The sequence below is a fragment of the Devosia sp. genome (assembly GCF_017744655.1).
Lineage (GTDB): Bacteria > Pseudomonadota > Alphaproteobacteria > Rhizobiales > Devosiaceae > Devosia.
Genome location: NZ_JAGIAW010000002.1, coordinates 1 through 26,265 on the forward strand (window position 1 = coordinate 1; position 26,265 = coordinate 26,265).

Annotated in this window: 25 protein-coding genes; 16 read left to right on the forward strand and 9 right to left on the reverse strand. The window is 61.4% G+C overall.

The annotated features are described in order from the left end of the window. Window positions 1–138 precede the first annotated feature (138 nt). Together ybaK and J7557_RS05980 are read right to left on the reverse strand one after the other, a co-directional pair. Window positions 139–612, reverse strand: a complete 474-nt coding sequence (ybaK, locus tag J7557_RS05975) for a Cys-tRNA(Pro) deacylase (protein ID WP_291418336.1) — start codon at window positions 610–612, stop codon at window positions 139–141. Window positions 613–649: 37 nt separating this feature from the next. Continuing rightward, window positions 650–853, reverse strand: coding sequence for a hypothetical protein (locus J7557_RS05980; RefSeq protein WP_291418338.1), 204 nt, complete (start codon window positions 851–853; stop codon window positions 650–652). Window positions 854–975: 122 nt separating this feature from the next. On the opposite strand from J7557_RS05980, the gene J7557_RS05985 reads away from it, so the two are divergent. Then, a complete protein-coding gene (locus tag J7557_RS05985) occupies window positions 976–1,878 on the forward strand; it encodes a LysR substrate-binding domain-containing protein (protein ID WP_291418340.1) in 903 nt (300 codons plus the stop codon). 151 nt (window positions 1,879–2,029) lie between these two features. Further along, the gene (locus tag J7557_RS05990) at window positions 2,030–2,491 is read left to right on the forward strand and encodes a DUF5680 domain-containing protein (RefSeq protein WP_291418342.1); all 462 of its coding nucleotides are present in this window, start codon (window positions 2,030–2,032) and stop codon (window positions 2,489–2,491) included. 275 nt (window positions 2,492–2,766) lie between these two features. Here the strand turns inward: J7557_RS05990 and rhaI are convergent, their stop codons facing one another. Both rhaI and J7557_RS06000 read right to left on the reverse strand, forming a co-directional pair. Continuing rightward, window positions 2,767–4,092 carry an L-rhamnose catabolism isomerase gene (gene rhaI, locus J7557_RS05995; RefSeq protein WP_291418344.1) on the reverse strand — a complete coding sequence of 442 codons (1,326 nt, stop codon included), beginning with the start codon at window positions 4,090–4,092 and terminating at the stop codon, window positions 2,767–2,769. Between the two features lie 130 nt (window positions 4,093–4,222). Further along, on the reverse strand, window positions 4,223–6,319 hold the full coding sequence (locus tag J7557_RS06000) for a bifunctional rhamnulose-1-phosphate aldolase/short-chain dehydrogenase (RefSeq protein WP_291418345.1): 2,097 nt from the start codon (window positions 6,317–6,319) through the stop codon (window positions 4,223–4,225). Between the two features lie 338 nt (window positions 6,320–6,657). Between J7557_RS06000 and J7557_RS06005 the strand changes: the two genes are divergently transcribed. The 6 genes from J7557_RS06005 to rhaM all read left to right on the forward strand — a co-directional run bounded on the left by J7557_RS06005 (window position 6,658) and on the right by rhaM (window position 12,469). Further along, window positions 6,658–7,461, forward strand: coding sequence for a DeoR/GlpR family DNA-binding transcription regulator (locus tag J7557_RS06005; protein ID WP_291418347.1), 804 nt, complete (start codon window positions 6,658–6,660; stop codon window positions 7,459–7,461). 36 nt (window positions 7,462–7,497) lie between these two features. Next, the gene (gene rhaS / locus J7557_RS06010; protein ID WP_291418349.1) at window positions 7,498–8,484 is read left to right on the forward strand and encodes a rhamnose ABC transporter substrate-binding protein; all 987 of its coding nucleotides are present in this window, start codon (window positions 7,498–7,500) and stop codon (window positions 8,482–8,484) included. A 178-nt stretch (window positions 8,485–8,662) separates the two neighbouring features. Then, on the forward strand, window positions 8,663–10,168 hold the full coding sequence (locus J7557_RS06015; RefSeq protein WP_291418351.1) for a sugar ABC transporter ATP-binding protein: 1,506 nt from the start codon (window positions 8,663–8,665) through the stop codon (window positions 10,166–10,168). After that, the gene (locus J7557_RS06020; RefSeq protein ID WP_291418353.1) at window positions 10,165–11,142 is read left to right on the forward strand and encodes an ABC transporter permease; all 978 of its coding nucleotides are present in this window, start codon (window positions 10,165–10,167) and stop codon (window positions 11,140–11,142) included. Before J7557_RS06015 ends, J7557_RS06020 begins: the two co-directional genes overlap by 4 nt. Continuing rightward, window positions 11,139–12,140 (forward strand): ABC transporter permease, encoded by a 1,002-nt coding sequence (locus J7557_RS06025; RefSeq protein ID WP_291418355.1) that lies wholly within the window; start codon window positions 11,139–11,141, stop codon window positions 12,138–12,140. The genes J7557_RS06020 and J7557_RS06025 overlap by 4 nt, the downstream gene beginning before the upstream one ends. Beyond that, entirely contained in the window at window positions 12,137–12,469 is a 333-nt protein-coding gene (rhaM, locus tag J7557_RS06030) for an L-rhamnose mutarotase (RefSeq protein ID WP_291418357.1), read from the forward strand. The genes J7557_RS06025 and rhaM overlap by 4 nt, the downstream gene beginning before the upstream one ends. 14 nt (window positions 12,470–12,483) lie before the next feature. Here the strand turns inward: rhaM and J7557_RS06035 are convergent, their stop codons facing one another. Then, on the reverse strand, window positions 12,484–13,347 hold the full coding sequence (locus J7557_RS06035) for an NAD(P)-dependent oxidoreductase (protein WP_291418359.1): 864 nt from the start codon (window positions 13,345–13,347) through the stop codon (window positions 12,484–12,486). 236 nt (window positions 13,348–13,583) lie between these two features. On the opposite strand from J7557_RS06035, the gene J7557_RS06040 reads away from it, so the two are divergent. The 3 genes from J7557_RS06040 (at window position 13,584) to J7557_RS06050 (ending at window position 15,587) form a co-directional block, all read left to right on the forward strand. Further along, window positions 13,584–14,012, forward strand: a complete 429-nt coding sequence (locus J7557_RS06040) for a hypothetical protein (RefSeq protein ID WP_291418361.1) — start codon at window positions 13,584–13,586, stop codon at window positions 14,010–14,012. A 119-nt stretch (window positions 14,013–14,131) separates the two neighbouring features. Then, complete coding sequence (locus J7557_RS06045) at window positions 14,132–14,470, forward strand: SH3 domain-containing protein (protein ID WP_291418363.1); 339 nt, start codon at window positions 14,132–14,134, stop codon at window positions 14,468–14,470. A 118-nt stretch (window positions 14,471–14,588) separates the two neighbouring features. Then, the gene (locus tag J7557_RS06050) at window positions 14,589–15,587 is read left to right on the forward strand and encodes an asparaginase (RefSeq protein WP_291418366.1); all 999 of its coding nucleotides are present in this window, start codon (window positions 14,589–14,591) and stop codon (window positions 15,585–15,587) included. 137 nt (window positions 15,588–15,724) lie between these two features. On the opposite strand, the gene J7557_RS06055 is transcribed toward J7557_RS06050, so the two are convergent. Continuing rightward, a complete protein-coding gene (locus J7557_RS06055) occupies window positions 15,725–17,008 on the reverse strand; it encodes a TIGR03808 family TAT-translocated repetitive protein (protein ID WP_291418368.1) in 1,284 nt (427 codons plus the stop codon). A 107-nt stretch (window positions 17,009–17,115) separates the two neighbouring features. Here J7557_RS06055 and J7557_RS06060 point away from each other — a divergent pair, with 107 nt between their 5' ends. Together J7557_RS06060 and J7557_RS06065 are read left to right on the forward strand one after the other, a co-directional pair. Then, on the forward strand, window positions 17,116–18,624 hold the full coding sequence (locus J7557_RS06060; protein WP_291418370.1) for a helicase HerA-like domain-containing protein: 1,509 nt from the start codon (window positions 17,116–17,118) through the stop codon (window positions 18,622–18,624). Next, window positions 18,621–19,163, forward strand: coding sequence for a hypothetical protein (locus J7557_RS06065; RefSeq protein WP_291418372.1), 543 nt, complete (start codon window positions 18,621–18,623; stop codon window positions 19,161–19,163). Before J7557_RS06060 ends, J7557_RS06065 begins: the two co-directional genes overlap by 4 nt. Before the next feature lie 187 nt (window positions 19,164–19,350). Here the strand turns inward: J7557_RS06065 and J7557_RS06070 are convergent, their stop codons facing one another. From J7557_RS06070 to J7557_RS06080, 3 genes are all read right to left on the reverse strand, one after another. Continuing rightward, window positions 19,351–19,905, reverse strand: coding sequence for a response regulator (locus J7557_RS06070; protein WP_291418374.1), 555 nt, complete (start codon window positions 19,903–19,905; stop codon window positions 19,351–19,353). Between the two features lie 192 nt (window positions 19,906–20,097). Continuing rightward, window positions 20,098–20,706 (reverse strand): superoxide dismutase, encoded by a 609-nt coding sequence (locus J7557_RS06075; protein WP_291418376.1) that lies wholly within the window; start codon window positions 20,704–20,706, stop codon window positions 20,098–20,100. 97 nt (window positions 20,707–20,803) lie between these two features. Then, a complete protein-coding gene (locus tag J7557_RS06080) occupies window positions 20,804–22,885 on the reverse strand; it encodes a S9 family peptidase (protein ID WP_291418378.1) in 2,082 nt (693 codons plus the stop codon). 208 nt (window positions 22,886–23,093) lie between these two features. On the opposite strand from J7557_RS06080, the gene mbhE reads away from it, so the two are divergent. Genes mbhE through J7557_RS06095 form a run of 3 tightly spaced genes read left to right on the forward strand, consistent with a single transcriptional unit; the run spans window position 23,094 to window position 26,265 of the window. Further along, the gene (gene mbhE, locus J7557_RS06085) at window positions 23,094–25,466 is read left to right on the forward strand and encodes a hydrogen gas-evolving membrane-bound hydrogenase subunit E (RefSeq protein WP_291418380.1); all 2,373 of its coding nucleotides are present in this window, start codon (window positions 23,094–23,096) and stop codon (window positions 25,464–25,466) included. Further along, complete coding sequence (locus J7557_RS06090; RefSeq protein WP_035086635.1) at window positions 25,463–25,888, forward strand: MnhB domain-containing protein; 426 nt, start codon at window positions 25,463–25,465, stop codon at window positions 25,886–25,888. The genes mbhE and J7557_RS06090 overlap by 4 nt, the downstream gene beginning before the upstream one ends. Then, the gene (locus J7557_RS06095) at window positions 25,888–26,265 is read left to right on the forward strand and encodes a Na+/H+ antiporter subunit C (RefSeq protein ID WP_291418383.1); all 378 of its coding nucleotides are present in this window, start codon (window positions 25,888–25,890) and stop codon (window positions 26,263–26,265) included. The genes J7557_RS06090 and J7557_RS06095 overlap by 1 nt, the downstream gene beginning before the upstream one ends.

The window sequence follows — 26,265 nt, forward strand, 5'->3', positions numbered from 1 at the left end:
AGTCACCCCCTCCCATCCTCCCCCATCAAGGGGGAGGTGCAGGCCAGTGAATTTGGCTCGATCCAGTAACACACTCGATGCGACACCTCCCCCTTGATGGGGGAGGATGGGAGGGGGTGACTGCGAGGGTCGCGATAGCTACCGCGTCAAATCCGCAACGACACAATCCAGCGCCTTAACGAGATCGTCCGGCCTGATGCGGATCTGCAAGCCGCGCTGGCCGCCGTTGAGAAAGATCTCGTCGTAGAGTTGGGCCATTTCGTCGAGCGCGGTGGGAACCGGCTTGCGTTGGCCGAGGGGGCTGATGCCGCCGACCTTGTAGCCTGTCAGGCGCTCGGCATCGACAGGCTTCATCATATGGGCGGATTTTCCGCCGAGCGCAGCGGCCAACTTCTTCATATTGACCTCCTCGTCGGAAGGGACGATGGCGCAAATGGGCTTGCCGTCGAGTTCGGCCATCAGCGTCTTGAACACTTCGCCCGGCGATACGCCCATGGCCTCGGCGGCCTGCAACCCGACGCGCTCGGCGTTCGGGTCATAGTCGTAATGGGCGAGGGTGAAGCTGATGCCGGCCTTGATAAGGGCCTGCGTGGCGGGCGTGGTCTTGGACATATGCCTGTTTTAGCGCCGCCACGGCAAAGCTCAAGCCTCAGCGCTCGAGATCGGGGCGCTGCACCCAGCGAGGATCGTCTGCGGGGTTTTCGAGATCGTCGAGTCCGACATCGCGCAAGATGTGATGGGAGAGGTGCAGCGCCCGGATGGCGCGGCGCTTTGGTGCTGCGGCATCCTGCTGATGCAGGAGGGCAGCGGGAAGGGGCAGGAGAAAGCCGAGAAAGCTGGGCAAAGCGAGCATTTGATGCATTCGCTGGCCTTATGGCCGGCGTCCTAGTCTGGTTGACATGGCGAGGAAATTGCGCCTGATTGCAGTTGATTTCCAACTAAACGTCCGCAAGCATGCATAAGGGGTCTTTATCCATGTCACTGCCGCCGCTCAGCGCTATCCGGGTTTTTGAAGCCGTGACGCGGCATCTCAGTTTTACCCGCGCGGGCGAGGAATTGGGCATGACGCAGGCGGCGGTGAGCTATCAGATCAAGCTGCTCGAAGAGCGCGTCGGGGCGCCGTTGTTTCTCAGGAAACCGCGGCAGATTGCGCTCAGCGAAGTGGGTTCTAGCCTCGCGCCGCAGGTGCAGCAGGCTTTTGAAATCATGCGCGAGGCTTTTGCCGATACGCGGGGCGAGGTGGACGGCCTGCTCTCGATCACTACCGTGCCGACTTTTGCGAGCCAATGGATGGCGCAGAACTTGGGGCTCTTCCAGATCGATCATCCCGAGATCGCGGTGCGGCTCGACAGCACCAGTGACATGGTCGACCTGCTCAATGATGAATTCGATATCGGTATCCGTACGCTGGCGGCGCCGCCGGAGAAGGGGTTGGTTTCGCATCTCGTTGTAAAGGCTGACTTTACGCCGCTCCTGAGCCCGGCCTTAGCCGAGAGCATTGGTGGGGTCCGCGCCCCGGCCGATCTCCTGAAACTGCCAATGCTCGATCCGCAGGACGAATGGTGGACCATGTGGTTTGCTGCCGCGGGGGTGCCGGGGTTTTCGACCGAGGGGCGGCCGATGAGCCTGATGAATTGGCAGAGCCTGCTTGGTACGGCGGCCATGGCGGGGCGGGGCGTGACCATGCTGACGCCGGCCCTCTTTCGCGAGGAGATTGCCTCGGGGCGGTTGATCCAGCCCTTTCCGCTCTTGGCGCCAGCCGGGCGCGCTTACTATCTCGTCTATCCCGAAAGCCGACGCAATTCGCCCAAGATCAGAATGTTCCGCGACTGGATGCTGGAGGCGACGGCGTTTATGCGCGAGGGTGCTGGCGCATAAAACGGCCTTATGCACGCGGTTTCGTCTGCGCGTGCCTCGCGTTAGCAGACTGCTAGCATCGAGAGGCGCGTCGCGCTGCTGCGGTGAAATCCTGACACGTCCTGTCGTCGTGCGCCGTTAGCTCTCCTTCATCTCAAAATGGAGGAGCGGCATGACTGCAGACGAACTCAATGCCGTGATCGTGCGGGCCAAGGCCGCGACCTATGTCGGAGGTGGCGTGAAGGCGCCGGCGTCCCGTCCGGGATCGCATGATCTTGGCTGGTCCGAGGGCGAGTGGCGTTATCTCGACAGCTATTTTGGCGGCACGGATTTTCTGGGCCAGGAAGTGCTGCTGTGCGGCGCCGAGCCGGTCTGGGCCATGAACTACTATGGCTATGTGCTGCGGCCGGACCTGATCGACGGGGCCAAGGCGGGAGAGACGATCAAGGGCGCGCTGACGGTCATGTATGGCGAGGGGCGGTTTCTGGGTGGTTTTGACTGGACCGGGCCGCATGGGCACTATCGCGACAGGAGCGAGGGTAGCGCGGCGCAGTTTCGGGGGAGGGAAGTGATTTTGGTGGGTGGGGTGGAGGCCTATGCGCTGGATTATTTTGGCGGGCTGGTGAAGCCTTAGGGAATCTCGCCTGCACGGGCATCCCCCTCATCCGGCGCTTCGCGCCACCTTCTCCCCGAGCGGGAGAAGAATATCCGGTGCACACCTCTTGTTCCTCTGCCCGTCGGGGAGAGGGTGGATCGGGCGAAGCCCGAGACGGGTGAGGGAGCGACAAGTGCCGAGCCCTTGGGTCACGCCCGAGGGTGGCGTCTTCCAGCAACAAAAAGACCCGGTGATCGCGCACCGGGCCCTCTCTTCCGTCGCAACTTGGGAGGAGCGTTGGAACCTGTGGTTTCTTAGACGATGCCGCCCGAGCCGCCTTCGACGGCGGGACGGACTGCCGCGACCTTGGCGCGGTAGCCGGCAGCGCGGTAGGTGGCGAGCGGGTCGATGGCGCCGCCCTGTTCGAGGCGGGCAAGGGCCAGGATCGGCTCGACATCGGTGCGGAAGGCGTGGCGCAACTGCTGGGTGGCCGTCAGTGCATCATTGTCGTTCTGCGCGGCCTTCAGGGTCTTGCGATCGACCAAGAGGGCCTGGGCGTAGGAGCGCTGCACGTCGGAGGCCGAGAGCATCAGCGACTCGATCGGGTCGGTGACGTTGTGGCTCTGGTCGAGCATATGGGCCGGGTGGAAATCGGAATCGCGGTTCTCGATATCGACGAGTTCGTTGAAGACGAGGAACAGACGGTAGGGATCGACCGAGCCGGCGTCGAGATCGTCGTCGCCATATTTGGAATCGTTGAAGTGGAAGCCGCCGAGCTTGCCGAACTGGGCAAGGCGGGAGACGATCATTTCAATGTTCACGTTGGGCGCATGGTGGCCGAGATCGACCAAGCACAGGGCCTTGTCGCCGAGTTCCTTGGCGATGATGTAATTGGTGCCCCAATCCTGCACGACGGTCGAATAGAAGGCAGGCTCGTACATCTTGTGTTCGGTATAGACATTCCAGTCGTCCGGCAGGGCGGCATAGATCGCCTTGGCCGAGTCGAGGTAGTTCGCGAACTGGTCGGCGAAATTGACCTGGCCGGGGAAGTTGGAACCGTCGCCGATCCAGATGGTCAGGGCCTTCGAGCCCACGGTCTTGCCGATCTCGATGCATTCGAGATTGTGCTCGATGGCCTGGTTGCGGGTGCCCTTGTCATAGGACGAGAGCGAGCCGAACTTGTAGCTCTGAAGCTGGCCCTTGGCGTCCGAGAACGTGTTCGAGTTCATGGCGTCGAAGCCGAGGTTGAAGCGGCTGGCGGCCTGCTTCAACCGGTTCGGATCGGCCTTGTCCCATGGGATGTGGAGCGAGATCGTGCGGGTCGCCTGGGTCAGCTGGGCGATGACGGCGCAGTCTTCGATCTTGTCGAAGATGTCGCGCGGTTCGCCGGCGCCCGGGAATTTGGCAAAGCGGGTGCCGCCGGTGCCGACGCCCCAGGAGGGGACGGCCACGGAAAACTTTGCGACCTTGGCCTTGACGGCGTCGATGGCGATGCCGCGACGGTCGAGGCGTTCGCCCAGGGTTTCGTAGTCGCGGCGGAGATCGGCTTCGCGCTTGGCGTTTTCGGCGGTGACGATGGATGCGTCGATGATGTGTTCGGTAATTTTCTTGCTCCTCCTAGGGAAGAAAGGCCCCCTCATCCAGCGCTGCGCGCCACCTTCTCCCCGAGAGGGAGAAGAATGAGCCGGTGCTTGCCTTCTGTTCCTCTCCCACTTGGGGAGAGGGTGGATCGCCCGCAGGGCGAGACGGGTGAGGGGGCCTTGCTATTGCTTAGCGCGGGAACGACTGGGCGTTGCCGGCGTCGACGTTGATGATGTTGCCGGTGGACTTGGCCGAGGCCTCTGAAGCGAAGAAGTAGATGGCTTCGGCGATGTCTTCGGGGAACACCGAGCGCTTCAGCATCGAGCGCTGGCGATACATCTCTTCAAGACCGTCCTTGTCGGTCTTGTAGGTCGATGCGCGCTGCTCGAGCCATTCGCCGGCCCAGATTTTTGAGCCGCGCAGCACGGCGTCGGGGTTGACGACGTTGACGCGGATCTGTGCTTCCGCGCCTTCGAGGGCGAGGCAGCGGGCGAGGTGAATTTCGGCGGCCTTGGCGGTGCAATAGGCGGCAGCGTTGGGCGAGGCCGCAAGACCGTTCTTGGACGCGACGAAGACGACGTTGCCGCCGATCTTCTGCTGGCGGAACAGACGGAAGGCTTCGCGCGACACGAGGAAATAGCCCGTGGACAGGATGTCCATGTTCTTGTTCCAGAGATCGAGCGAAGTGTCTTCGATCGGGGCCGAGGAGGCGAGGCCGGCATTCGACACGAGAATGTCGAGGCCACCAAATTCGACCACGGCATGGGCGAAGCCGGCGAGGACTTGCTCTTCCTTGGTGACGTTGATGTTCACCGGGCGGACGAAGTCATTGCCGAAAACGCCGGAGAGTTCGGCCGTGGCGCTGTCGAGAGCGTTCTGGTCGATATCGGCGATGACGACGCAGGCGCCTTCGCGGAGGAGACGGGCGGCCGTGGCCTTGCCGATGCCGCCGGCGCCGCCGGTGACGAGGGCGATCTTGCCAGCGAGCGACTTCGGTTTCGGCATACGGGCCAGCTTGGCTTCTTCAAGCAGCCAGTATTCGATGTCGAAAGCTTCCTGCTCGGGCAGACCCCGATATTCCGAAACGGTCGAGGCGCCGCGCATCACGTTGATGGCGTTGACATAGAACTCGCTGGAGATACGGGCAGTGGCCTTGTCCTTGGCGAAGGTCAGCATGCCGACGCCCGGGATCAGGTAAACGACGGCATTGGGGTCGCGGATGGCCGGCGAATTGTCGTGCTTGCAGCGCTCGTAATAGGCGGCGTAGTCGGCACGGTAATCGGCGACCTGCTGGTCGAGGCCGGCGATCACGGCATCGACGTCCGGGTTGGCCGGGTCGAAGTCGATAACCAGCGGGCGGATCTTGGTGCGCAGGAAGTGGTCGGGGCAGGAGGTGCCGAGAGCCGCCAGCGGACGCAGGTTCTTGGAATTGACGAATTCGAGAACGGCTGCCGAGTCATCGAAGTGACCAAGCTTAAAACTGTCTTCGGAGATGAAGCCGCGGATCTTCGGCATCAGCTTGGCAGCGACGGCGCGACGGGCGTCGGCATCGAGCGACTGGGTCGCGGCGCCACCGAAGATCACCTTGCCTTCGGTTTCCTTCTCAAACCATTCGATGGCCTGATTGATGATGCCGATGGTGGTTTCGTAGCATTCCTTGGGGGTATCGCCCCAGGTGAAGAGGCCGTGCGATTCAAGGATCAGGCCCTTGGAGTTCGGGTTTTCTTCGCAGTACTTGCCGAGCCACAGACCCAGTTCGAAGCCGGGCTTCTTCCACGGAAGCCAGCCGATGGTGTCGCCAAAGATCTGCTTGGTCAGCTCCTTGGAGTTCTTCGAGGCGGCGATGGCGATGATCGCGTCGGGGTGCATATGGTCCACGAAGTTGTGGTTCACATAGGCATGGAGCGGGGTGTCGATCGAAGCGGCGCGCGGGTTCAGGTTGAACGTCGCGTGGGGCAGGTAGCCCACCATCTCGTCTTCGAATTCGACGCCGCGATAAAGACCCTTCAGAGCGCGCAGCTTGTCCATATAGAGCGTCGAGAAGCCATCGAGCTTGATCGAGGCGCTATCGCCGCCCGAACCCTTGACCCAGAGGACTTCGACCATCTCGCCGGTTAGCGGGTCCTTCTGCATGATCTTGGAGGAGGTGTTGCCGCCGCCGTAATTGGTGACGCGCTTGTCCGACCCCAGGAGGTTCGACCGATAGACCAGACGCTCCGGCTCGGTCATGGACGCGGCCTTGGCGTCGTCCCAAAGGTTAGCGAGGCGCTTGGGCGCGGTGGACATGGACGTTCCTCCCATTAGTAGAAGCGCTCCAGATCAGGCCGGAGGCGCCGGGTTGGTTATCGGCTCTGCACCGGCTGTCATCCCGGCGAAAGCCGGGATCCATCTTGAGATCTCAGGATAGGCCCCGGCCTTCGCCGGGGTGACAACCGAGGGTGTAGTGGGTTCTGCGTGTCAGGCACGTGGAACATTTGGCCCGGACATGGCCATAGAACGATACACGCTGTCAATCAGAAACGATCATGAGGCGTCAGTCGTGCGCGATTATGACTGAAAAATGTCGATTGTTGATTGACTCTGCGCGGAAAGAGTGAAAGCACTGCGTTCAGGGAGTATCAGCCTTGCACGAAACGGAACGCCACCGCGTTATTTTAGCCGCTGCACAATCGCACCCCGTGGTGACGGTTGCTGAATTGTGTGAGGTGACAGGATCTTCGGAAGCCACGATCCGCCGCGACATTGCCTCGCTCGACGAGCAGGGCAAGCTTCGCCGGGTGCGCGGCGGCGCCGAGGCAATCAACCCGCCTGAACAGGGGGGCCTGGTGGGACGGCCCTTCTCCGTCAATGAAACGATCAATATTGCTCAAAAACGAGCAATTGCGCGTGTTGCTGCAGATTTGTGCAGCGAGGGCGAGCCGATCATCATCAATGGCGGCACGACCACCTATCAGATGGTGCATTACCTGACCTCCAAGCGCGTCAGCGTCTTCACCAACTCCTTCGCCATCGCCGAATACCTCATTCACAACTCGCGCAATCCCGTCGTCATTCCCGGTGGCACGGTCTATCGCGAGCAGAACGTCATCCTTTCGCCCTTTGGTGGCGTGGTGGCGAGCCACTTTTATGCCAAGCGCATGTTCATCGGCTGCCAGGGTATCGGCGCCCATGGGCTGATGGAGGCCGATCCCATGGTCGTGCAGTCCGAGCTTGGCCTGATCGGGCAGGCGGACGAGCTGATCGTTCTCGCCGACTCCTCCAAATTCATGGGCCGCAGCAGCCTTATCCTCTGCGGGCTCGATAGAATTGCCGCTGTCATTACCGATAGCGGCATTCGCGACGAAGATCGCCAGATGCTGGAAACGGCAGGCGTCAAACTCATCGTCGCGGACACGACTGCTCAGGCCGACCGTCAATCGGTGGCTTGAGACATGAACGACAGATCATCCCAGGGAGGGACTCTTATGAAACTGTTCAAACTGATGGCGGCAACTGCCGCTGCGGCAATACTGCTGGCCGTGCCGGCCTATGCCCAGACGCGCATCGCGCTGGTCGTGAAATCGCTCGGCAATGGCTTTTTCGATGCCGCCGCCAAGGGCGCTGAAGAAGCGGCCAAGGAAATCGGCGATATCGAGCTGATCTATACCGGGCCGACCGCGGCAACCGCTGAAGCCCAGATCGAAGTCGTCAACTCGCTGATCGCTCAGCAGGTCGACGCCATCGCCATCTCGGCCAATGACCCGGACGCGCTGGTTCCGGTGCTGCAGCGCGCCCAGCAGCGCGGTATCAAGGTGATTTCGTGGGACTCGGGCGTGGCGCCCGAAGGCCGTTCGATCCACCTCAACCCGTCTGACATCGGACTGATCGGTGAAACCATCATCAAGCTGGCTGCCGACTACCTGCCCGAAGGTGGCGACGTTGCCATTCTCTCGGCCGCTTCCACCGCGACCAACCAGAATGCCTGGATCGAAGCAGCCAAGGCCGTCATTCCGGAAAAGTTCCCCAACATCAACCTCGTGGCCACCGTCTATGGTGACGACGATTCGGTGAAATCGACCGAAGAAGCTCGCGGCCTGATCGCTGCCTATCCTGATCTCAAGGCCATCATCGCTCCGACCACTGTCGGCGTTGTTGCTGCGGCTCAGGTCGTGACCGACCAGAACCTGATCGGCAAGATCAATGTCACGGGTCTGGCTCTGCCGTCCGAGTTCAAGCAGTTCATCGACAATGGCGCAAGCCAGGCGGTGGCGCTGTGGAACCCGATCGACCTCGGCTATTCGGCCGTCTATCTCGCCAAGGCTCTCGTTGATGGTCAGGAAGCTGCGCCCGGCGCAACCTTCTCGATCGGCAAGGTGGGCGAAGTGACCCTCGACGACACGAACTCGGCTGCCATGGCCGCCCCGTTCCAGTTCGACAAGTCCAATATCGAAGAATTCTCCAAGATCTACTGAGGTCTGGAATTCAAGAGCCCGGCGCCAAAAGCGCCGGGCTGACTATTTTCCGTTCCTTCGTCACCACCGGGCTTGTCCCGGTGGTCCAGTGGCGCGGAGCCATCGCATGGATTGCCCGGACGAGCCGGGCAATGACGATTGTGGATGGTACTGCGCTACATCGCGAGCATTGCTACCAATGACAGAACCCATCCTGACCCTGACGGGCATATCCAAGAGCTTTCCGGGCGTAAGGGCGCTGCACAATGTGTCGCTCGAACTGTTTCCCGGACAGGTGACGGCACTGATCGGCGAAAACGGCGCGGGCAAGTCGACGCTGGTGAAGACCCTGACCGGGATTTACCAGCCGGACGAGGGCGAAATCCGGGTTAACGGCCAGGTAGTCAGCCTGCCGACGGCCATTTCAGCGACGGCGTCGGGGATCACCGCCATTTATCAGGAAACGGTGCTGTTCGATGAACTGAGCGTCGCCGAAAACATCTATCTCGGGCATGCGCCACGCAATCGCTTCGGCATGATCGACTGGAAGACCATGCGGACCGAGGCGCAGAAGACGCTCGATGCCATGGCGGCGGGCATTGATGCCGGCATTCCGCTGAAAGAACTGGGCATTGCCAAAAAGCATCTCGTGGCCGTGGCGCGGGCACTGAGCGTCGATGCGCAGGTCGTCATCATGGACGAGCCGACCGCTGCCTTGAGCCAGAAGGAAATCGAGGAGCTTTACGTGCTCGTCGAACTGCTCAAGGAGGATGGCAAAGCCATCCTCTTCATCTCGCACAAGTTCGACGAAATCTATCGCATCTGCGACCGCTTCACCGTGTTCCGCGACGGCGAAATGGTGGGCAAGGGTTTCATCAAGGAGACCCCGGAGAACGAGATCGTCAAGCTCATGGTCGGCCGTTCGGTGGACCACATCTTCCCCGCACGCGCCGCCACGATTGGCGAGACCGTGCTTGAGGTGAAGGGGCTGAGCCACCCGACCGAATTCGAGGATATTTCCTTCGAGGTCCGCAAGGGCGAGATCCTGGGCTTTTACGGCCTTGTGGGCGCCGGACGTTCCGAGGTCATGCAGGCGGTGTTCGGCATGACGCAGATTGCGTCGGGCACCATGGTGCTCGACGGCAAGACGATCGCGCCGAAATCGGCGGCAGACGCCGTCGAGGCGGGCATTGTCTATGTGCCGGAAGAGCGCGGCAAGCAGGGTGTCATCACCGGCGAGCCGATCTTCAAGAACGTGTCGCTCCCCAGCATCGACAAGACCAGCGCCAGGGGCTTTATCCGCATGGCGGAGGAGTTCGCGCTGGCGCGGACCTATACCGAGCGGCTTGATCTCCGCGCTTCGTCGTTGAGCCAGAACGTCTCCACCCTGTCGGGCGGCAATCAGCAGAAGGTCGTCATCGCCAAGTGGCTGGCGACGCTGCCCAAGGTCATCATTCTCGATGAGCCGACCAAGGGCATCGACATCGGTTCGAAAGCGGCGGTGCACGAATTCATGGGCGAGCTCGTCTCCCAGGGCCTGAGCGTGATCATGGTCTCGTCCGAACTGCCGGAAATTTTGGGCATGAGCGACCGTGTGGTCGTCATGCGCGAAGGGCACATCATCGAGACCCTCGAAAACAAGAATCTGCAGCCCGAGACGCTGGTGCGTCTGGCGGCTGGTATTGCCAAGGAGAAGGCGGCATGAACCGGCTTCTGAAAACCCGTGAACTCTGGCTGGCGCTGGGTATTCTCGCCGTCATCGTGCTGGTGACGCTGCGCTTTCCGCGCTTCTCGCAGCCGGGCAACCTGCTGACCATTTTCAACGACACGTCCATTCTGATGATGCTGGCGCTTGGGCAGATGGCCGTCATCCTGACGCGCTCCATCGACCTTTCGATGGCGTCCAACCTGGCGCTGACGGGCATGATCGTCGCCATGATCAATGCGGCGGCGCCCGGCGTGCCGATCCCGTTGTTGATTGCTGGCTCGGTGGTGATCGGCTCGGCACTGGGCGCCTTCAACGGTATCCTTGTCTGGAAGCTCGATATTCCGCCGATCGTTGTCACCCTCGGCACGCTGACCATTTTCCGTGGCCTCGTCTTCGTCATTTCGGGCGGTGCCTGGGTGAATGCAGCGCAGATGAGCCAGGAGTTCATCCAGCTCCAGCGCGGCACCTTCATTGGCCTGCCGATCCTGAGCTGGTTCGCCATTGTTGTCGCAACGCTCGTCTATCTCCTGATGACGCGCACTGCTGCCGGCCGCGCTTTCTACGCCATCGGCGTCAATCCGACGGCCGCCGTCTATACCGGCATCAATGTGGGCCGGACCAAGTTCCTGGCCTTCGTTCTGGCGGGCGCCATTGCCGGGCTCTGCGGCTATCTCTGGATTTCGCGCTATGTCATCGCCTCGGTAGAAGTGGCCGGCGGCTATGAACTGACCATTGTTGCTGCCTGCGTCATCGGCGGCGTGTCGATTGCAGGGGGCATTGGCACGGTGGCTGGGGCGCTGCTTGGCGCGCTCTTCCTTGGCGTCGTCAACAACGCCCTGCCGGTGATCGGCGTCTCGCCCTTCTGGCAGATGGCCATTTCGGGCACCGCCATTCTCGTCGCCGTGGTCCTCAATGGCCGCAGCGAAAAGACTAAGGGCCGAATCATTCTCAAGAAGGCAGAAGCCGCATGACCGATACGACCACAACCGGCCGCCAGCTTCCTGACCGGCTCGACAATCCGGTCAAATCCGCTGTCTTGAGTTGGGAGAGCCTCCTGGTTCTCGTGGCCCTGGCCATCTTCATCGCCAATTCTTTCGCCTCGCCCTACTTCCTCAATGAGTGGAGCTTGAGCGACATGACGTTCAACTTCACCGAAAAGGCGCTGATTGCGCTGGCGATGGCGCTCGTTATCATCACAGGTGAAATCGACCTGTCGGTGGCGTCGATCATTGCGTTGGCTTCCACCATGATGGGTCTGGCGCTGCAGGCGGGGGCGGATACGCCGATGCTTGTCGCTGTGGGCGTCGGCGTCGGCATTTTGTGCGGGGCCTTCAATGGCTTCCTGATTACCGGCCTGAAACTGCCGTCCATCGTCGTCACCATCGGCACGATGAGCCTTTTCCGCGGCATCGCCTATATCGTCCTCGGCGACCAGAGCTTTAAGGGTTATCCGGTTGATTTCTCCTGGTTCGGCCAGGGCTATGTGTTCTGGGTGATCTCGTTCGAACTGGTGTTGTTCCTTGTCTGTGCGCTGATCTTCTACGTCGTGCTGCACCACACCAATTTTGGCCGCCGCGTCTTTGCCATCGGCAATAATGCGACTGCCGCGCGCTTTTCGGGCGTGCGCGTCGACCGCATCAAGTTCGTGCTGTTCTGTCTGACGGGGCTGATGAGCGGTATTGCGGCCGTGCTGCTGACGGCGCGGCTGGGCTCGACCCGTCCCTCGATTGCCCAGGGCTTTGAACTTGAAGCCGTCACCATGGTGGTTCTGGGTGGAGTGTCGATCCTCGGCGGCTCCGGCACCATTATCGGCGTCGTGCTCGCGGCGCTGATCATGGGTCTCGTGACCTTCGGACTGGGCCTGCTCAACGTGCCGGGGATCGTGATGTCGATCTTCATCGGCTCGCTGCTGATCGTCGTGATCGCGCTGCCGATCCTGTTCCGCATGTGGAGGCAAAGAAAAGCATGATCACCGACGACGGCTACGAGAAGCACGCGTTCAAGATGCACCTCAATCCCGGCATGACGGCCGAATATAAGAAACGTCATGACGAGATTTTCCCCGAGCTGGTCGATCTGCTACACGAGGCGGGGGTGAAGGACTATTCCATTTACCTCGATGAGGAGACCAACACGCTTTTCGGCGTGCTCTGGCGCCGAGTGGATCACACGATGGGCGATCTGCCCAATACCGCAGTGATGCAGCGCTGGTGGGCGCATATGGCCGACATCATGGCCACCAATGATAAGAACGAGCCGATCTCGGTGGATTTGTTGCCGGTGTTCTGGATGAAATGAGAGGGCGCGGCCCCCTACTTGCCCACCTCGTTTCGCCAAGAGTATTGCGGCGAATATCCTAGCAGGCGCTTGGCTTTTTCGATCGAGAGCAGCGTGCTATTGGTCGAAATATTGCCCTTGTGCGGGACATCCGGGAACACCTCCGCGAGGAGCGAAATGTTGGACCGGGTCATCACCGAGTCGGCATTGGCGATGATGAACGCTTCAAATCCCTTGAAATCGGCCTGGATGGAGCGGCGCACGGCCTGGGCACCGTCGCGGGCGTCGATATAGGCCCAGAGGTTCCATTTGCGGCTGCGCGGATCGCTGTCGAATTTGGGGAAGGCAGCGTAGTCCTCGGGATACATCACATTGGAGAAGCGCAGTGCCACCATGCGCAGCTCCGGGTCCCAGCGGCAGAATTGGGCGGCCATGGTTTCGTCGAGCAGTTTTCCCAGTGAATAGGCGCTTTCGGGGCGCGGGAAGTACTCTTCATCGACCGGGGCATAGGGCGGCGGCGTATCGAAGGGCAGGCCCAGGACGGTTTCGCTCGAAGCGAAGACGACGTTCTTGATCTTGGCAAGGCGGGTGGCCTCGAAGACGTTGTAGGTCGTCGCCACATTGTTGGCAAAGGTCTTGGCATTGGCGGCAAGGCCCGGCGCGGGAATGGCGGCAAGATGCACCACGGCATCGAAGGGGCCGCCGCGCTCGTCGATGCCACCGAGAATGGCGGAAGCGACCTCACCGAAATTGGTCAGGTCCACTTTGACCGTGGGGCAGATGGGTTCGGACAGCGCCTGCTGGTCGATGTTCAAGACATCATAGCCATGGGTCACGAGATCGCGCAAGACGGCACGGCCAAGCTTGCCACTGCCCCCGGTCACCAGCACCTTTTTCATCCGAACCTCCTCAATTTGCACGCTGATTTTGTCGGCCGAGCCTATGCGGAATTTGCCCTTGTGCCAATCGATTGGCGCTGCGTGGCTGGGGTTTTGCCGGTTAACGCAAGATGAATGTGGTTCTCAGTGAGGGTTCAAGGGTCGGGGCTCATAACACCGCCACGCTCGATGCAAGGACATCGAACCCGAAGGCGGTCCGCGAGGGGCGGATGCCGAACCCAAATTGGAGAAACAAAATGCTCAAGATCACCACGCTCGCCATTCTCGCCGGCCTCGTCACCGCCACTTCCGTCGCTCCGAGCTTTGCCCAGTTCGCCGTGCCGGGCGGCAATCAGCGCTATCCGCAGGGCTCTGGCCAGCAATATGACTGCGCCGCCTCCATGGGCCACATGCGCAGCGTCAAACAGGCCGACATTTTCGCCATCAACGGCAATCGCGTCGCCCTGCTGCCGGTCTGTGAAGACCTGACCGTGCCCGGCAAGAACGCCTACGGCGCGCTTTTCGTGAACGGCAATGTCAACCACCTGCGCGTGCCGATTGCCCGCAATGCCACGCTGATGGCTGCACTGACCGCCAAGGGCTACGACCAGAACGATGTCGTCTCGCTGCGCCACGGCGCCAATGACAGCATCATCCTCTATGTCCACCAGCGCGACATGAACTGAGCCAGCCGGCCGAAGGTGCCCGCAAGATGAACCGAGCCTGAACGAGCCCATCAGGGTGAGTTCAAGCCGGTTCGGGCAGGGTGAGGCCAAGATGAAATCCATCCCCGGGGGATAGTGAAATGAACAAGTCACAGGAAAAGGTTCTGGTCGCAGCGCTCTGTGGCCTTGTGGTGACCGCCGCAGCCGGTTTTGCCGTGCAGCCTGCCATGGCGGCAGGCTACCAGGTCGAGCAATTGGCGCGCGTCAGCAATGTCGCCCACTGGGACCAGTTGAACGTGCGCAAGTGGCCGGCCAGCTATTCGCAGAAGATTGGTGCCCTCCGGCCGGATACCCCGGTGTGGGTTGAACGCTGCATCACTGTTCCCAAGAGCGCCGATTGGTGCCTCGTCGAACGTCAGAATACGCGCGGTTGGGTCAATTCGCGCTTCCTGACGCCGATGGAAAACTGGGACATCTGAATTTCAGCGCCGTTTGCCCGGCGCGCCTCTTTAGTAACCGCGTACCTCCTACCCATGCATGTTGACTTTTCCGGCTCTGCACTGTTCCTCAGGGACAGTCAGGGCCGGAGTTTTATTCATGGATGCCAATCCCATTCTCGCCGAGGCCGTGCGCGGCAACTGGGTGGAAAACCGCCATCGCGGCGCCTTTGTCGTCATGGATGCGGATGGCAAGGTGATTGCCTCGGCCGGCGATATCGAGCGGCCGGTCTTTCCGCGTTCGGCGATCAAATCCATGCAGGCCCTGGCGATTTTCGATCGGCACGCCGTGGATCGTTTTCATCATTCGACCGAAGAGCTGGCGCTGGCCTGCGCCTCGCACCATGGCGAGGACGACCATGTGACCAATGTCGCCAACTTCCTGGGGCGCATGGGCCTGTCGGTGGCCGATCTCGAATGTGGTGCGCATCAGCCGACCAATGGCGTGGCGCGCGAAGAACTGCGGGAGCGTCACGAAGAGCCAAGTGCCCTTCACAACAATTGCTCCGGAAAACATGCCGGCATGCTGAGCGTGGCTTTGGCCATGGGCGTGCCGACGCGGGAATATGTGAAGCGCGAGCACGAAGTGCAGCGCGCGGTACGGGCGGCGGTGGAGTTGGTGATTGGCGAAAGACTGACGGAAGATCGTTGCGGGACGGATGGCTGTTCCATTCCCACCTGGGCGGCACCGATCCGCGCCTGGGCGCAGGGGTTTGCGCGCATGGCGACGGGGCAGGGGCTTGATGCCGGGCATGCGGCCGGCGCGCGGGCGCTGTTCGATGCAGCGACGAAACATCCGCATCTCGTCGCAGGTACGGGCCATCTTGATACGCTGGTGATGGAGGCCTTTGGCGGCCGCGTCATGCAGAAGGGCGGGGCGGAAGGCGTGCAATGCGGCGCCATTCGCAACAAGGGTTGGGGCTACGCGCTCAAATGCGACGACGGCAATATGGCGGCGAGCCAGGCGATGGTCGCGGCGCTGCTGCTGAAATTTGCCGAGCCGGATGACAGCCAGCGCAAGGTGCTGGAACAATTCGCCCGGCAGCCGACGCTGAATGTGCGGAAGACTGTTGTGGGGGAGGTCCGCGCGGTCTTGTAAGGGAGGAAGGCCGATTTTGCGGCCTTCTTTACTCCGCGTCATTCCCGCGAAAGCGGGAATCTCCTTGAACAGAAACAGAGATTCCCGCTTTCGCGGGAATGACACTGTGTTTTTGAATGGTCTAGCGCCTTTTGGCTCTAGCGAATGGTGACGTGCGGATAGCGATCGGCGACGGCGCGGAGGTCAGTTTCGGCGACCTCGGTCCATTTGAGGCCGACGATTTCGCCGACGCTCGGCTCATGCACCATGTTGTCGGCGATGAGCACCTTGCCGGCGCCTTCGGCGACTGAGACGCCGATGCCGATATTGCTGGCATAGACGACATTGCTGGTGATGACCACGGAGCGCATGAAACTGCCGAAGCCGGCGGCGATGGCGACGCCGGGGACGTTTTCGACCACATTGCCTGTGACCGCGACCTCGGCCTCGACATAGATGCCGACTGGGACGGTGTCGGGGTTCACTGCTGATTTCGGCGAGATGTTGCGCACGATATTGCCCGAGCAGACGGCTAGGTGGCCATTGCTGTCGAGATTGGTGATGGAAATGCCGGTAGCGGCGCCATCGACCACATTGTCGGCGATGATCGAGCCGGAAAAGCCGAATTCGGAGAAGATCGCGACCTCGCCGCAGGTACGGCAAATGTTTCCGGTCACCTGGCAATTTTTCGTCGTGTTGAGGCGCACGGCGGTGAAGGCGCAATCGGAAATGTGATTGTCGGCAACGACGACTTCATCGGCGAGATAGACATTGATGCCATTGCCGTTCTGACCATTGCCGCCCTGGCGCCAGTCGATCTTACTGATGCGGTTGTTGACAAGGATGGAGCCGTCGGCCCCGGCCTCGTTGCGCCAGATGCGGATGCCGGCATTGCCGCAGCCGGAAATGGTGTTGCCACTGGCAAGAAGGCCGGTGCTGTCGAGGGAATGGATTGCGGCGTCGCCGTGGTTTTCGAAGGTGCAATCGCGGATGGTCGCGGTGCTTTCGAAAAGCGACAGGGCGATGCCGGGGCTTTCGGAGAAATGGCAGCGTTCGATGGTGACATTATCGGCCGCCTGGATGCCGAAGAGCGGATCGCTACCGCTATCGCCGGTAAAGCCGATATCGCGGAGGACGAGGCCAGACTGGTGCAGGAAGCCGCCAATGGCCGTGCCGGAGGCAACGAGAACAGTGGCGCCGGGTACGCCCTCTACCACCATATTGGCCGGGAAATTGATATTGCTGACGCGAAAGCGGCCGGCCGGCAGGGTCAGGCGCCCGGTGGCGCTATCGAGCGCCGCCTGCAGCGCTGCGCTCTGGTCGGCGTCGCTGTCGGGCACGAGATCCACGGTTTGCGCCTTTGCTGCCATGGGCAAGCCGACGGCGAGGCCGGCGAGACCGGCAAGAGCATGGCGACGGGTGATCTCGATTTTCTGGCGCATGGTGCCATTGTGCCAGCTTTGGCGCCTGGGGCGAGCAAAACCCAAAGACGTGGTGAACGGCTTTGGCTATAACGGGCAAGACTTTAGAAGACCAAAGAGGTGACTACATGCTCGTGGACGGCAAGATCTATCTCGGCACGAGCACGCGGCCGGAATATCTGAGCCTCAAATATGGCAACCGCCATGGGCTCGTGACCGGGGCAACGGGCACCGGCAAGACTGTTACGCTGCAGGCGCTGGCCGAGGGTTTTTCGGCGGCGGGTGTGCCGGTCTTTGCCGCCGACATCAAGGGCGACCTATCCGGCGTCGCCAAGGGCCAGCCAATTCAGGAATGGCAGACCAAGCGCGCCGAGGATATCGGCTTTACCGACTACACCAATGACTCCTTCCCGGTGGTCTTCTGGGATCTGTTCGGCAAGCAGGGCCATCCGGTTCGCGCCACCATTTCCGAGATGGGGCCGGTGCTTTTGAGCCGCATCCTCGATCTCAACGATACGCAGGAAGGTGTGCTCAATATCGCCTTCCGCGTGGCCGATGAAGAAGGGCTGCTGCTGCTGGATTTGAAGGACCTGCGCGCGATGCTGGTCAGCATTCAGGAGCGCTCGAAGGAAATCTCGGCGCGTTATGGCAATGTGACCACGGCCTCGGTCGGTGCCATCCAGCGGGCGCTGCTGGTGCTGGAACAGCAGGGAGCCGACAATTTCTTCGGTGAACGAGCACTGGAAATTGCCGACCTGATGCGGGTCGACACGGATGGGCGCGGGTTCATCTCGATACTCGCGGCCGATCAGTTGATGAAGTCGCCGCGGCTCTATTCCACCTTTTTGCTCTGGCTGCTTTCGGAACTCTTTGAGCAACTGCCGGAAGTCGGTGATCCGGATAAGCCGAAAATGGTGTTCTTCTTCGACGAGGCGCATCTGCTGTTCGACGATGCGCCCAAGGCGCTGATCGACAAGGTGGAGCAGGTGGTCAAGCTGATCCGTTCAAAGGGTGTCGGTGTCTATTTCGTGACGCAGAACCCCATCGATATTCCGGAAGCTGTGCTGGCGCAGCTTTCCAACCGCGTGCAGCACGCGCTGCGCGCCTATACGCCGCGCGAGCAGAAGGCCGTGAAGGTGGCGGCGGAAACCTTCCGGCCTAACCCCGATTTTTCCACCGAAGAGGTTATCACCCAACTGGGGATCGGCGAGGCGCTGGTCTCGGTATTGGAGGACAAGGGTATTCCCTCCATGGTTGGCCGCACGCTGATCCGGCCGCCTTCGGCGCAGGTGGGGCCACTCAATCCGGCCGAGCGCGACGCGACGATGGCCAATTCGCCGGTAGGCGGGCTCTATGACAGCGTCGTGGATCGTGAATCAGCCTTTGAAATTCTGGAGCGCCGGACGCGCGATCGGCAATTGGCAGAAGAGCGGGCCAAGTATGACGAGGCAGACCGCGTCGCTGCGGAACGTGTAGCGAAGGAACGGGCGCGAGAAGAACGCGCCTCCGAGCCACGTCGCACGTCGAGCCGGCAGACGCCTGCAGAGGCCGCGATGAATTCCTTTGCCCGGACCGTGGCCAACAGGCTGGGCAATGCCATCGTGCGCGGCATTCTGGGCAGCATGAAGGGGCGATGAGCATGGCGGTTATCGGCATTTTCGCCTCGGACAAGGGACCGGGCGATCCGGAACGCGCGAGCCTGATGAGTCAAACGGGAACGCTCTTTGCCCGGCGTGGCGCGCAACTACTGTGTCTCTGGGAAAATGGCGTGGGACCGCTACCGCTGATGACGGCGGCCAAGACGGCGGGCGGCGCGGTGTCGGTTCTGGCCGATGCTGACGTGGCCTTGCCCCCGACGCTTTCGGACGTTTCGGTGCGGGTCGTCGAGGAGCGCGAAGCGCGCCATGCATTGTTTGCCGAAGAGACACAGGTACTGGTGGCGCTGCCGGGATCGCTGGCTTCGACATCGGCCCTGTTCGGGAGCTGGGCGTCGCGGCAGGGGCGAGCGAAACCCGTGGTGATGCTCAATCGCCACCGCGCCTTCGAGGTGGTGAAGGGCTTTGCCGGCGATGTGCTGTCGCATTCGGTCGCGGGCTATGACCGGTATGTGCAGTTTGCGGATTCAGTGGAAGACCTTTGGAACAAGGTCAGCTGGGTGCTCGAGCAGAAGCGGTAGAGGTCTGCGCTCCGGATGAGGTCCGGCAGAATTCGATTTCGACCGAGATCATCGATCGTCGTCACCACCGGGCTTGTCCCGGTGGTCCATGCGGAGGCGAGATGGATTGCCGGGACAAGCCCGGCAATGACGATGGAATGGCTATTGCTTGCCGTCGCGTCGCAGAACGGCGCTACAACCGGTACGCTTAGGCCAGCGGCTCCAAACCTGGATGCATCGGCTTGCGGCGGTCGGGGAAGAGCGGCACGACGTTGTCGGTCGAGCGGCGGGCATGATTGGGCTGCGGCTTGGGCATGGGCACGCGGTCGCGGCGTTCGGGGCCACGATAGCCTGAGCCGAGCAGGCCAACGACGCTGCGATTGATCAGGCGAGCCTGGACGCGCTGCAGCAGATGGCGCGGCGACATGGGCTTTACCAGAACCTCATCGATGCCGGCGCTGATCGCCTGATGGCGCATGGGCGGGGTGATGCTGCGGGTGAGGGCGATGACGGGCAGTTCGCGGCTGACGAAGCGCGGATCGAGGCGTATGGCTTCGACCATTTCATAGGCCGGGCGGCCTTCGCGGTCGAAATCGACGACGAGCATATCGAGCGGGGCGATTCGCATATAGGCGAAAAGCTCTGTTTCGCTCTCGAAGGGGCGCACGCGCAGGCGCGTATCGCCGGCCAGAACCATGGTCAGCACAGACGTAAGCGCAGGATTGGCCGCCAGAATGGCGACCGTTTTCGGCCGTAACGTCAACGCATCCCCCCTTGTGGTAAATAGAGCGTTAACACGGGTTCGCGGGTGTTTGAAGCTGGGGATTCCACCAAGTCGCGGATAATCTTGGGAAAAGTTAATCGGCGGGCAAAATAAAACCCGCCGGCGTGGACGCTGGCGGGTCTGCATAGACCACCGGGACAAGACGGTGGTGACGATTATCGAGAAATCGAATTAAGCCGTGGCTTCTTCGAAGAGCAGCTCGACGTGTTCCCAGTTCACCAGGTTGTCGAACCAGGCTTCGAGGTACTTGGGACGGGCATTGCGGTAGTCGATGTAATAGGAGTGTTCCCACACGTCGACGCCGAGGATCGGCTTGCCGCCATAAACCAGCGGAGATTCGCCATTGGCGGTCTTGGAAATTTCGAGCTTGCCGTTCTTGACCGAGATCCAGGCCCAGCCCGAGCCGAACTGGGTCGTGCCGGCGGCGATGAAATCGGCGCGCAGCTTGTCGAAGCCGCCGAGATCGGAATCAACGGCTGCCTGCAGCTTGCCCGGCAGCTTGTTGCCGCCGCCATTGGGCTTCATCCAGTTCCAGAAGTGAACGTGGTTGTAGTGCTGGCCGGCATTATTGAAGAGGCCCTGGTTCTTGCCGAAGCTTTCCTTGACGATGTCTTCGAGCGGCAGGATTTCGAGACCCGAACCTTCGAGCAGCTTTTCACCATTGGTGACGTAAGCCTGGTGGTGCTTGTCGTGGTGGAACTCAAGCGTCTCGGCCGACATGTAGGGGCCCAGCGCGTCGTAGGCATAGGGCAGGGGCGGCAGGGTAAACTTGGTGGACATGGTAGCCTCCGTTTCTGGAAAGATGACGCTCAAGCGAAATCGGAATTGTGACGATGTATAAGCACTTTGCCTTGGCGCAACAATGACGGCGGGAGAACTAACCGTCCAAACCAACCGACTTTATCGCAAAGGCGTAGCACTGTGCCGTCTCCTTGAGGCGGTCGAAGCGACCAGAGGCACCGGCGTGGCCGGCCCCCATATTGGTCTTGAGATATAATGGAGCATCCCCCGTCGCGGTTGCCCGGAGCTTTGCGACCCATTTTGCCGGTTCCCAATAGGTGACGCGCGGATCGGTGAGACCGGCTAGGGCGAAGATCGGCGGATAGTTTTGCGCGGAGACCGCCTCATAGGGGGCATAGGCGGCGATGCGGGTGTAGTCCTCAGACGAGGTGATGGGATTGCCCCATTCTGGCCATTCGGGCGGGGTGAGCGGCAGGGTGTCGTCGAGCATGGTGTTAAGCACATCGACGAAAGGCACCTGGGCGATGATGCCGGCCCAGAGATCGGGGCGGAGATTGGCGATGGCGCCCATCAGCATGCCGCCGGCCGAACCGCCCTGCGCGACGATTTTGCCCTTTTGGGTATAGCCACCCGCGATCAGCGCCTCACCGGCGGCGATGAAGTCGGAAAAAGTGTTGGTTTTGAATTCGCGGCGGCCGTTCTTGTACCAGGCATAGCCCTTGTCCATGCCGCCGCGGATATGGGCGATGGCGTAGACAAAGCCGCGGTCGACCAGCGACAGGACCGAGACCGAGAAGCTTGCGGGCATGGACATGCCATAGGCGCCGTAGCCGTAGAGCAAAGCCGGGTTGGAGCCGTCGAGCTTGGTACCCTTCTTGTAAAGAAGAGTGACTGGCACATCGGCGCCATCTGCCGCCTTGGCAAAGATGCGGTGGGTTTCGTATTTAGAGGGATCGTGGCCGGAAGGAACCTCCTGCGTCTTGAGGAGGGTACGGGCGCCGGTTGCGAGATCGACGTCGAAAACCTGATTGGGCGTCGTCGGCGAGGAATAGGAAAGGCGGAAGACGGTGGTGTCGAATTCGTAGCCGACCGACATCCCCAGCGCATAAGCCTCTTCCTCGAAGCGAACCACATCTTCCTTGCCGGTGGTCAGGTCGCGGACGACGATGCGCGGCAGGCCGTCCTGGCGTTCGAGGCGCAGGAGATGGTTCTTGATGACGATCGTGTCGAGCACCAGCACGCCGGGGCGGTGGGCGATGAGGTCGGTCCAGTTCTCGGCGCCGGGATTGTCGAGCGGGGCGGTGACGACCTTGTAGTCTTCGGCGCCCTCGGCATTAGTGCGGATATAAAGAAGGCCGTCGCGCTCCTCGACGTCGTATTCGCGATCGACGAGGCGGGGAGAGACCACGCGGGGTTCGCCGCCCTTTTCGGCGTCGATCAGATAGACTTCCGAAGTCTGGTGGTCGTGAGCATCGATGATGATGAACTTGTCGTTCTGCGTCTTGCCGACGCCGACGAAAAAGCCGGGATCGCTCTCTTCGTAGATGATCGGATCGGCGGATTGCTCGGTGCCGATATCGTGGCGGCGCACGCGATAGGGGCGGTGGTTGTCGTCATATTCGGTGTAGTAGATGGCCTTGGAGTCATTGGACCAGACGTATGAACCGGCCGTGTCCTTGATGACTTCCGGACTGTCCATACCGGTTTCGAGATCGCGCACGACGATGTCGTAATATTCCGAGCCGGCGCGGTCGGCGGCCCAGGCGAGATAGCGGTGGCTCATGTCGTGGTCGGCACCGGCAAAGCCGAAATAGTCTTCGCCTGCTTCCACATTGCAGTCGAGCAGCACGGTTTCAGCGCCGCCGTTGCGCGGGGTGCGCACGACCTGCGGGTATTGCTTGCCCTCGAGCATGCGCGAATTATAGGCCCAGGGGCCATCGGGCGAGGGGACGCCAGAGTCGTCCTCTTTGATACGGCCCCGGATTTCCTTGTAGATTTTTTCCTGTAGGGCCGCGGTCGGCTTGCCGAACTGGTCTTCGTAGTAAGAATTTTCGGCGTCGAGATAGGCCCGGATTTCCGGGTCGAGCGTTTCCGGGCTCTGCATGACCTCCTGCCAGTTTTCGGCGCGCAGCCACGCCCAGGGGTCTTCACGGGTCACGCCGTGATGGGTGTGGCTATGGGGCACGCGTTTGGCTTGGGGAGGAGTGATTGGGCTCATCGTCTTTCCGAGGGGATCGAGAGAAGCGGATTTTAGGCCGCAGAACAGGTGACAAGGACATAGGCCGCACGGCGCGGGATTGCCAGACCCTAAGCCATTGAAGATATCCGCAACTATCGTAGCCCCAGGTCCGATTTGGCTTGTTCTCGGGGGTGTCATGGTTAAGGTCACTTCAACCCGAACGACCAACGCATGGAGGAGGGGCCGAGTGGGGCTGTCCCTTGAAGCCAGCATCGCCCTTGCCGCTTTGGCGCCTTTTCTGGCGGCGCTGCTGACGCCCTTCGTTCATAGTCTCGCCGGCCGCTATTCGGGCTGGGTTCTCGCGACCGTTCCCGCCGGGATTTTTCTCCTGCTGCTGGGCGTCAGCGATCCTGTCATTGCCGGCGGCACGATTGCGGCGTCATTTGGCTGGGTGTCGTCCTATGGGCTGACGCTGAGCTTTTTCGCCGATGGCCTGAGCCTGATCTTTGCCCTGACCATTGCGGGCGTGGGCACGCTGATCATTCTCTACTCCGGCGCCTATCTGAAGGGGCACAGGCACAAGGGGCGATTCCTCGCCTATATGCTGGCCTTCATGGGGTCGATGCTGGGGCTGGTGCTGGCCGACAATATGCTGGCGCTCTTCATGTTCTGGGAGGCGACATCGGTCACCTCCTTCCTGCTGATCGGCTTTGACCACAATCGGCAGGCGGCGCGACGCGGCGCCATTCAGGCGCTGGTGATCACCAATATCGGCGGCATGTGCCTGTTGGTGGGGGTGATTCTGGCCCAGCATCTATCGGGCACCTGGCTCCTCAGCGAATTGCGCGGGCTCGATGGCGTGCTGAAAGATCATGCGCTTTATGGGCTGGTGCTGTCGCTGTTCATCGGCGCGGCCTTCACCAAGTCGGCACAGTTCCCGCTGCATTTCTGGCTGCCCAATGCCATGGAGGCGCCGACGCCGGTTTCGGCATTTTTGCATTCGGCGACCATGGTGCAGGCAGGCGTCTATTTGCTCGCGCGCATGACGCCGGTTTTGGGCGGCACACCGGTCTGGACCGGCGTGCTCGTGGCTTTTGGCGGGGTAACGCTGATTTGGGGTGCGCTGGGCGCGCTTCGGGAAACTGATCTCAAGCAAATCCTGGCGCAGACGACGATTGCTTCGCTGGGGCTGTTGGTGCTGCTGATCGGGCTCGGCAGCGAGGCGGCGATCGCGGCCGTGCTGGTCTATTTTGTAGCGCATGCTTGCTACAAGGCGGGGCTTTTCATGGTAGCTGGCGCGGTCGACCATGAGGCGGGAACGCGCGACATCACCGCGCTTGGTGGCCTCGCCGACAGGATGCCGGTGACCTTCATCGGCGCGGCGCTGGCGGCGCTCTCCATGGTCGGACTGCCGCTGACTGTGGGCTATTTTGCCAAGGAAGAGATGTATCTGGCGCTGGTTGGCGGCGACTGGTTGATGCTGCTTGTGCTGGCTGTGCTGGTTGTCGGCAATGCGCTGCTTGCGGGTGTAGCACTGATCGTGATGATCCGGCCGTTTCTCGGCGATGCTTTGCCGACACCCAAGAATGCGCATGAGGCGCCGGTGTCCATGTTGGCGGGACCGATCCTGCTCGGCGGCGTCGGTGTGGTCGCGGGCCTTTTGCCGGACTGGTTGAGCGCGCATGTGCTGGCGCCGGGCGCGACGGCCATTCTGGGGCATGCGGTGGAGCCGCACCTGAAACTCGCGCTCGATCTAGCGAGCCCGCTAATCTGGCTTTCGGCGCTGACCTGGCTGCTCGGTATTGTGGTCTTCCGGCAGGGTCAGGCGATCCGTACGGTGTTGCGGCGACTAAGCGCTGGGATCGGCTGGAACGCCGATACGGTTTTCGATCTGGTCATGTTCGGCCTCATCCGCCTTGCCGCGACGGTGACGCGGGCGCTGCATCACGGAAAGCTCGAATTCTATCTGCTGGTGGTCTTTGCTGCGCTGGCACTGGCGCTGTTCTGGCCCATGCTGGCGCTGGGTGGGCTCGACTGGATCGTGCCGACGGCGGAGCTGGGCGATTGGTCCAAGCGTCTGGTTCTACCGGAACTGCGTCCCTATGAATGGGGTGTCATATTGCTGGCGGTGCTGGGACTTTTGGCGGTGCTGATTGCGCAGAGCCGACTCATTGCCATTCTTTCGCTGGGCATTCAGGGCACGGCCCTGGCGCTGATCTTTTTGCTTTTCGGCGCGCCGGACCTGGCCTTTACCCAGCTTATGGTGGAAGTGCTCTCGGTCGTTATCCTCACCATCGTCATGACCAATCTCCGGCTCGATGCGCGAGATCACCGGCCATTCGAGGATTGGGCTCGCGATGGGACGCTGGCCGTCGTTTGCGGCGCCGGGGTGAGCCTGCTGCTCATGCTGGTGCTGACGGGCACGCTCGATACGCGGCTCTCGGATTTCTTTACCGCCACCAGCGTGCCGATTGCCCATGGCGCCAATATCGTCAACGTCATCCTCGTCGACTATCGCGGCTTTGATACCCTGGGCGAAATCTCGGTGGTCATGGGCGCGGGCATCGCCATTCTGGCCCTGCTACGCCGGCGCAAGAAGACGGAGGGGGCAGGGCCATGAACACGGTCATTTTCCGCACGGCGGCGCCGCTGATCGTTGCGACTATGCTGGTTTTTTCCGTCTATGTTTGCTTGCGCGGTCACAATGAGCCGGGCGGCGGTTTCATCGGCGGGTTGATTGCCGCTGCATCCATCGCGGTTTTCGGCATGGCCTCGGGCGTGCCGGCGGTGCGGCGGGCGCTGAAGGTTGATCCGCTGGCCATTGCCGGTTTCGGGGTGCTGTTGGCCGGCTTTTCGGGGCTCTTGAGCCTCTTCATCGAAGCGCCGTTCATGACCTCGATCTGGCTCTATCTCGATCTCGGGGAAACCGTGGTGCCGTTCTCGACGCCGATGTTTTTCGATATCGGGGTCTATTTCGTCGTTTTCGGCACGCTCTCGGCCATTGCCCTGGCGCTTGAAAGCGACCGAGAGGAGGACCTTTGATGGATTATGTCCTCGCTGCCCTCGTCGGTGTCTTCGTTTCGCTCGGCATTTACCTGCTGCTGTCGCGTTCGGTAATCCGCATGCTGATCGGCATGACCATTCTGGGCAATGGCGTCAATCTGCTGATCTTCACCGCCGGGCGGGTGACGCGCGAAGTGGCGCCCATCGTGCCGGGCGGGCTCGATGTGCCCGCGGGGCCGATTGCCAATCCGCTGCCGCAGGCGCTGATCCTGACCGCCATCGTCATCGGCTTTTCCATGTTTAGCTTCCTGCTGGTGCTCGCCTTCCGCGCCTATAAAAGCCTCGATGCGGACAATACCGACACCATGCGTCTGGCTGAGCCGGAAAACGCGCCCCAGCCGCCATTGAGCTACTGA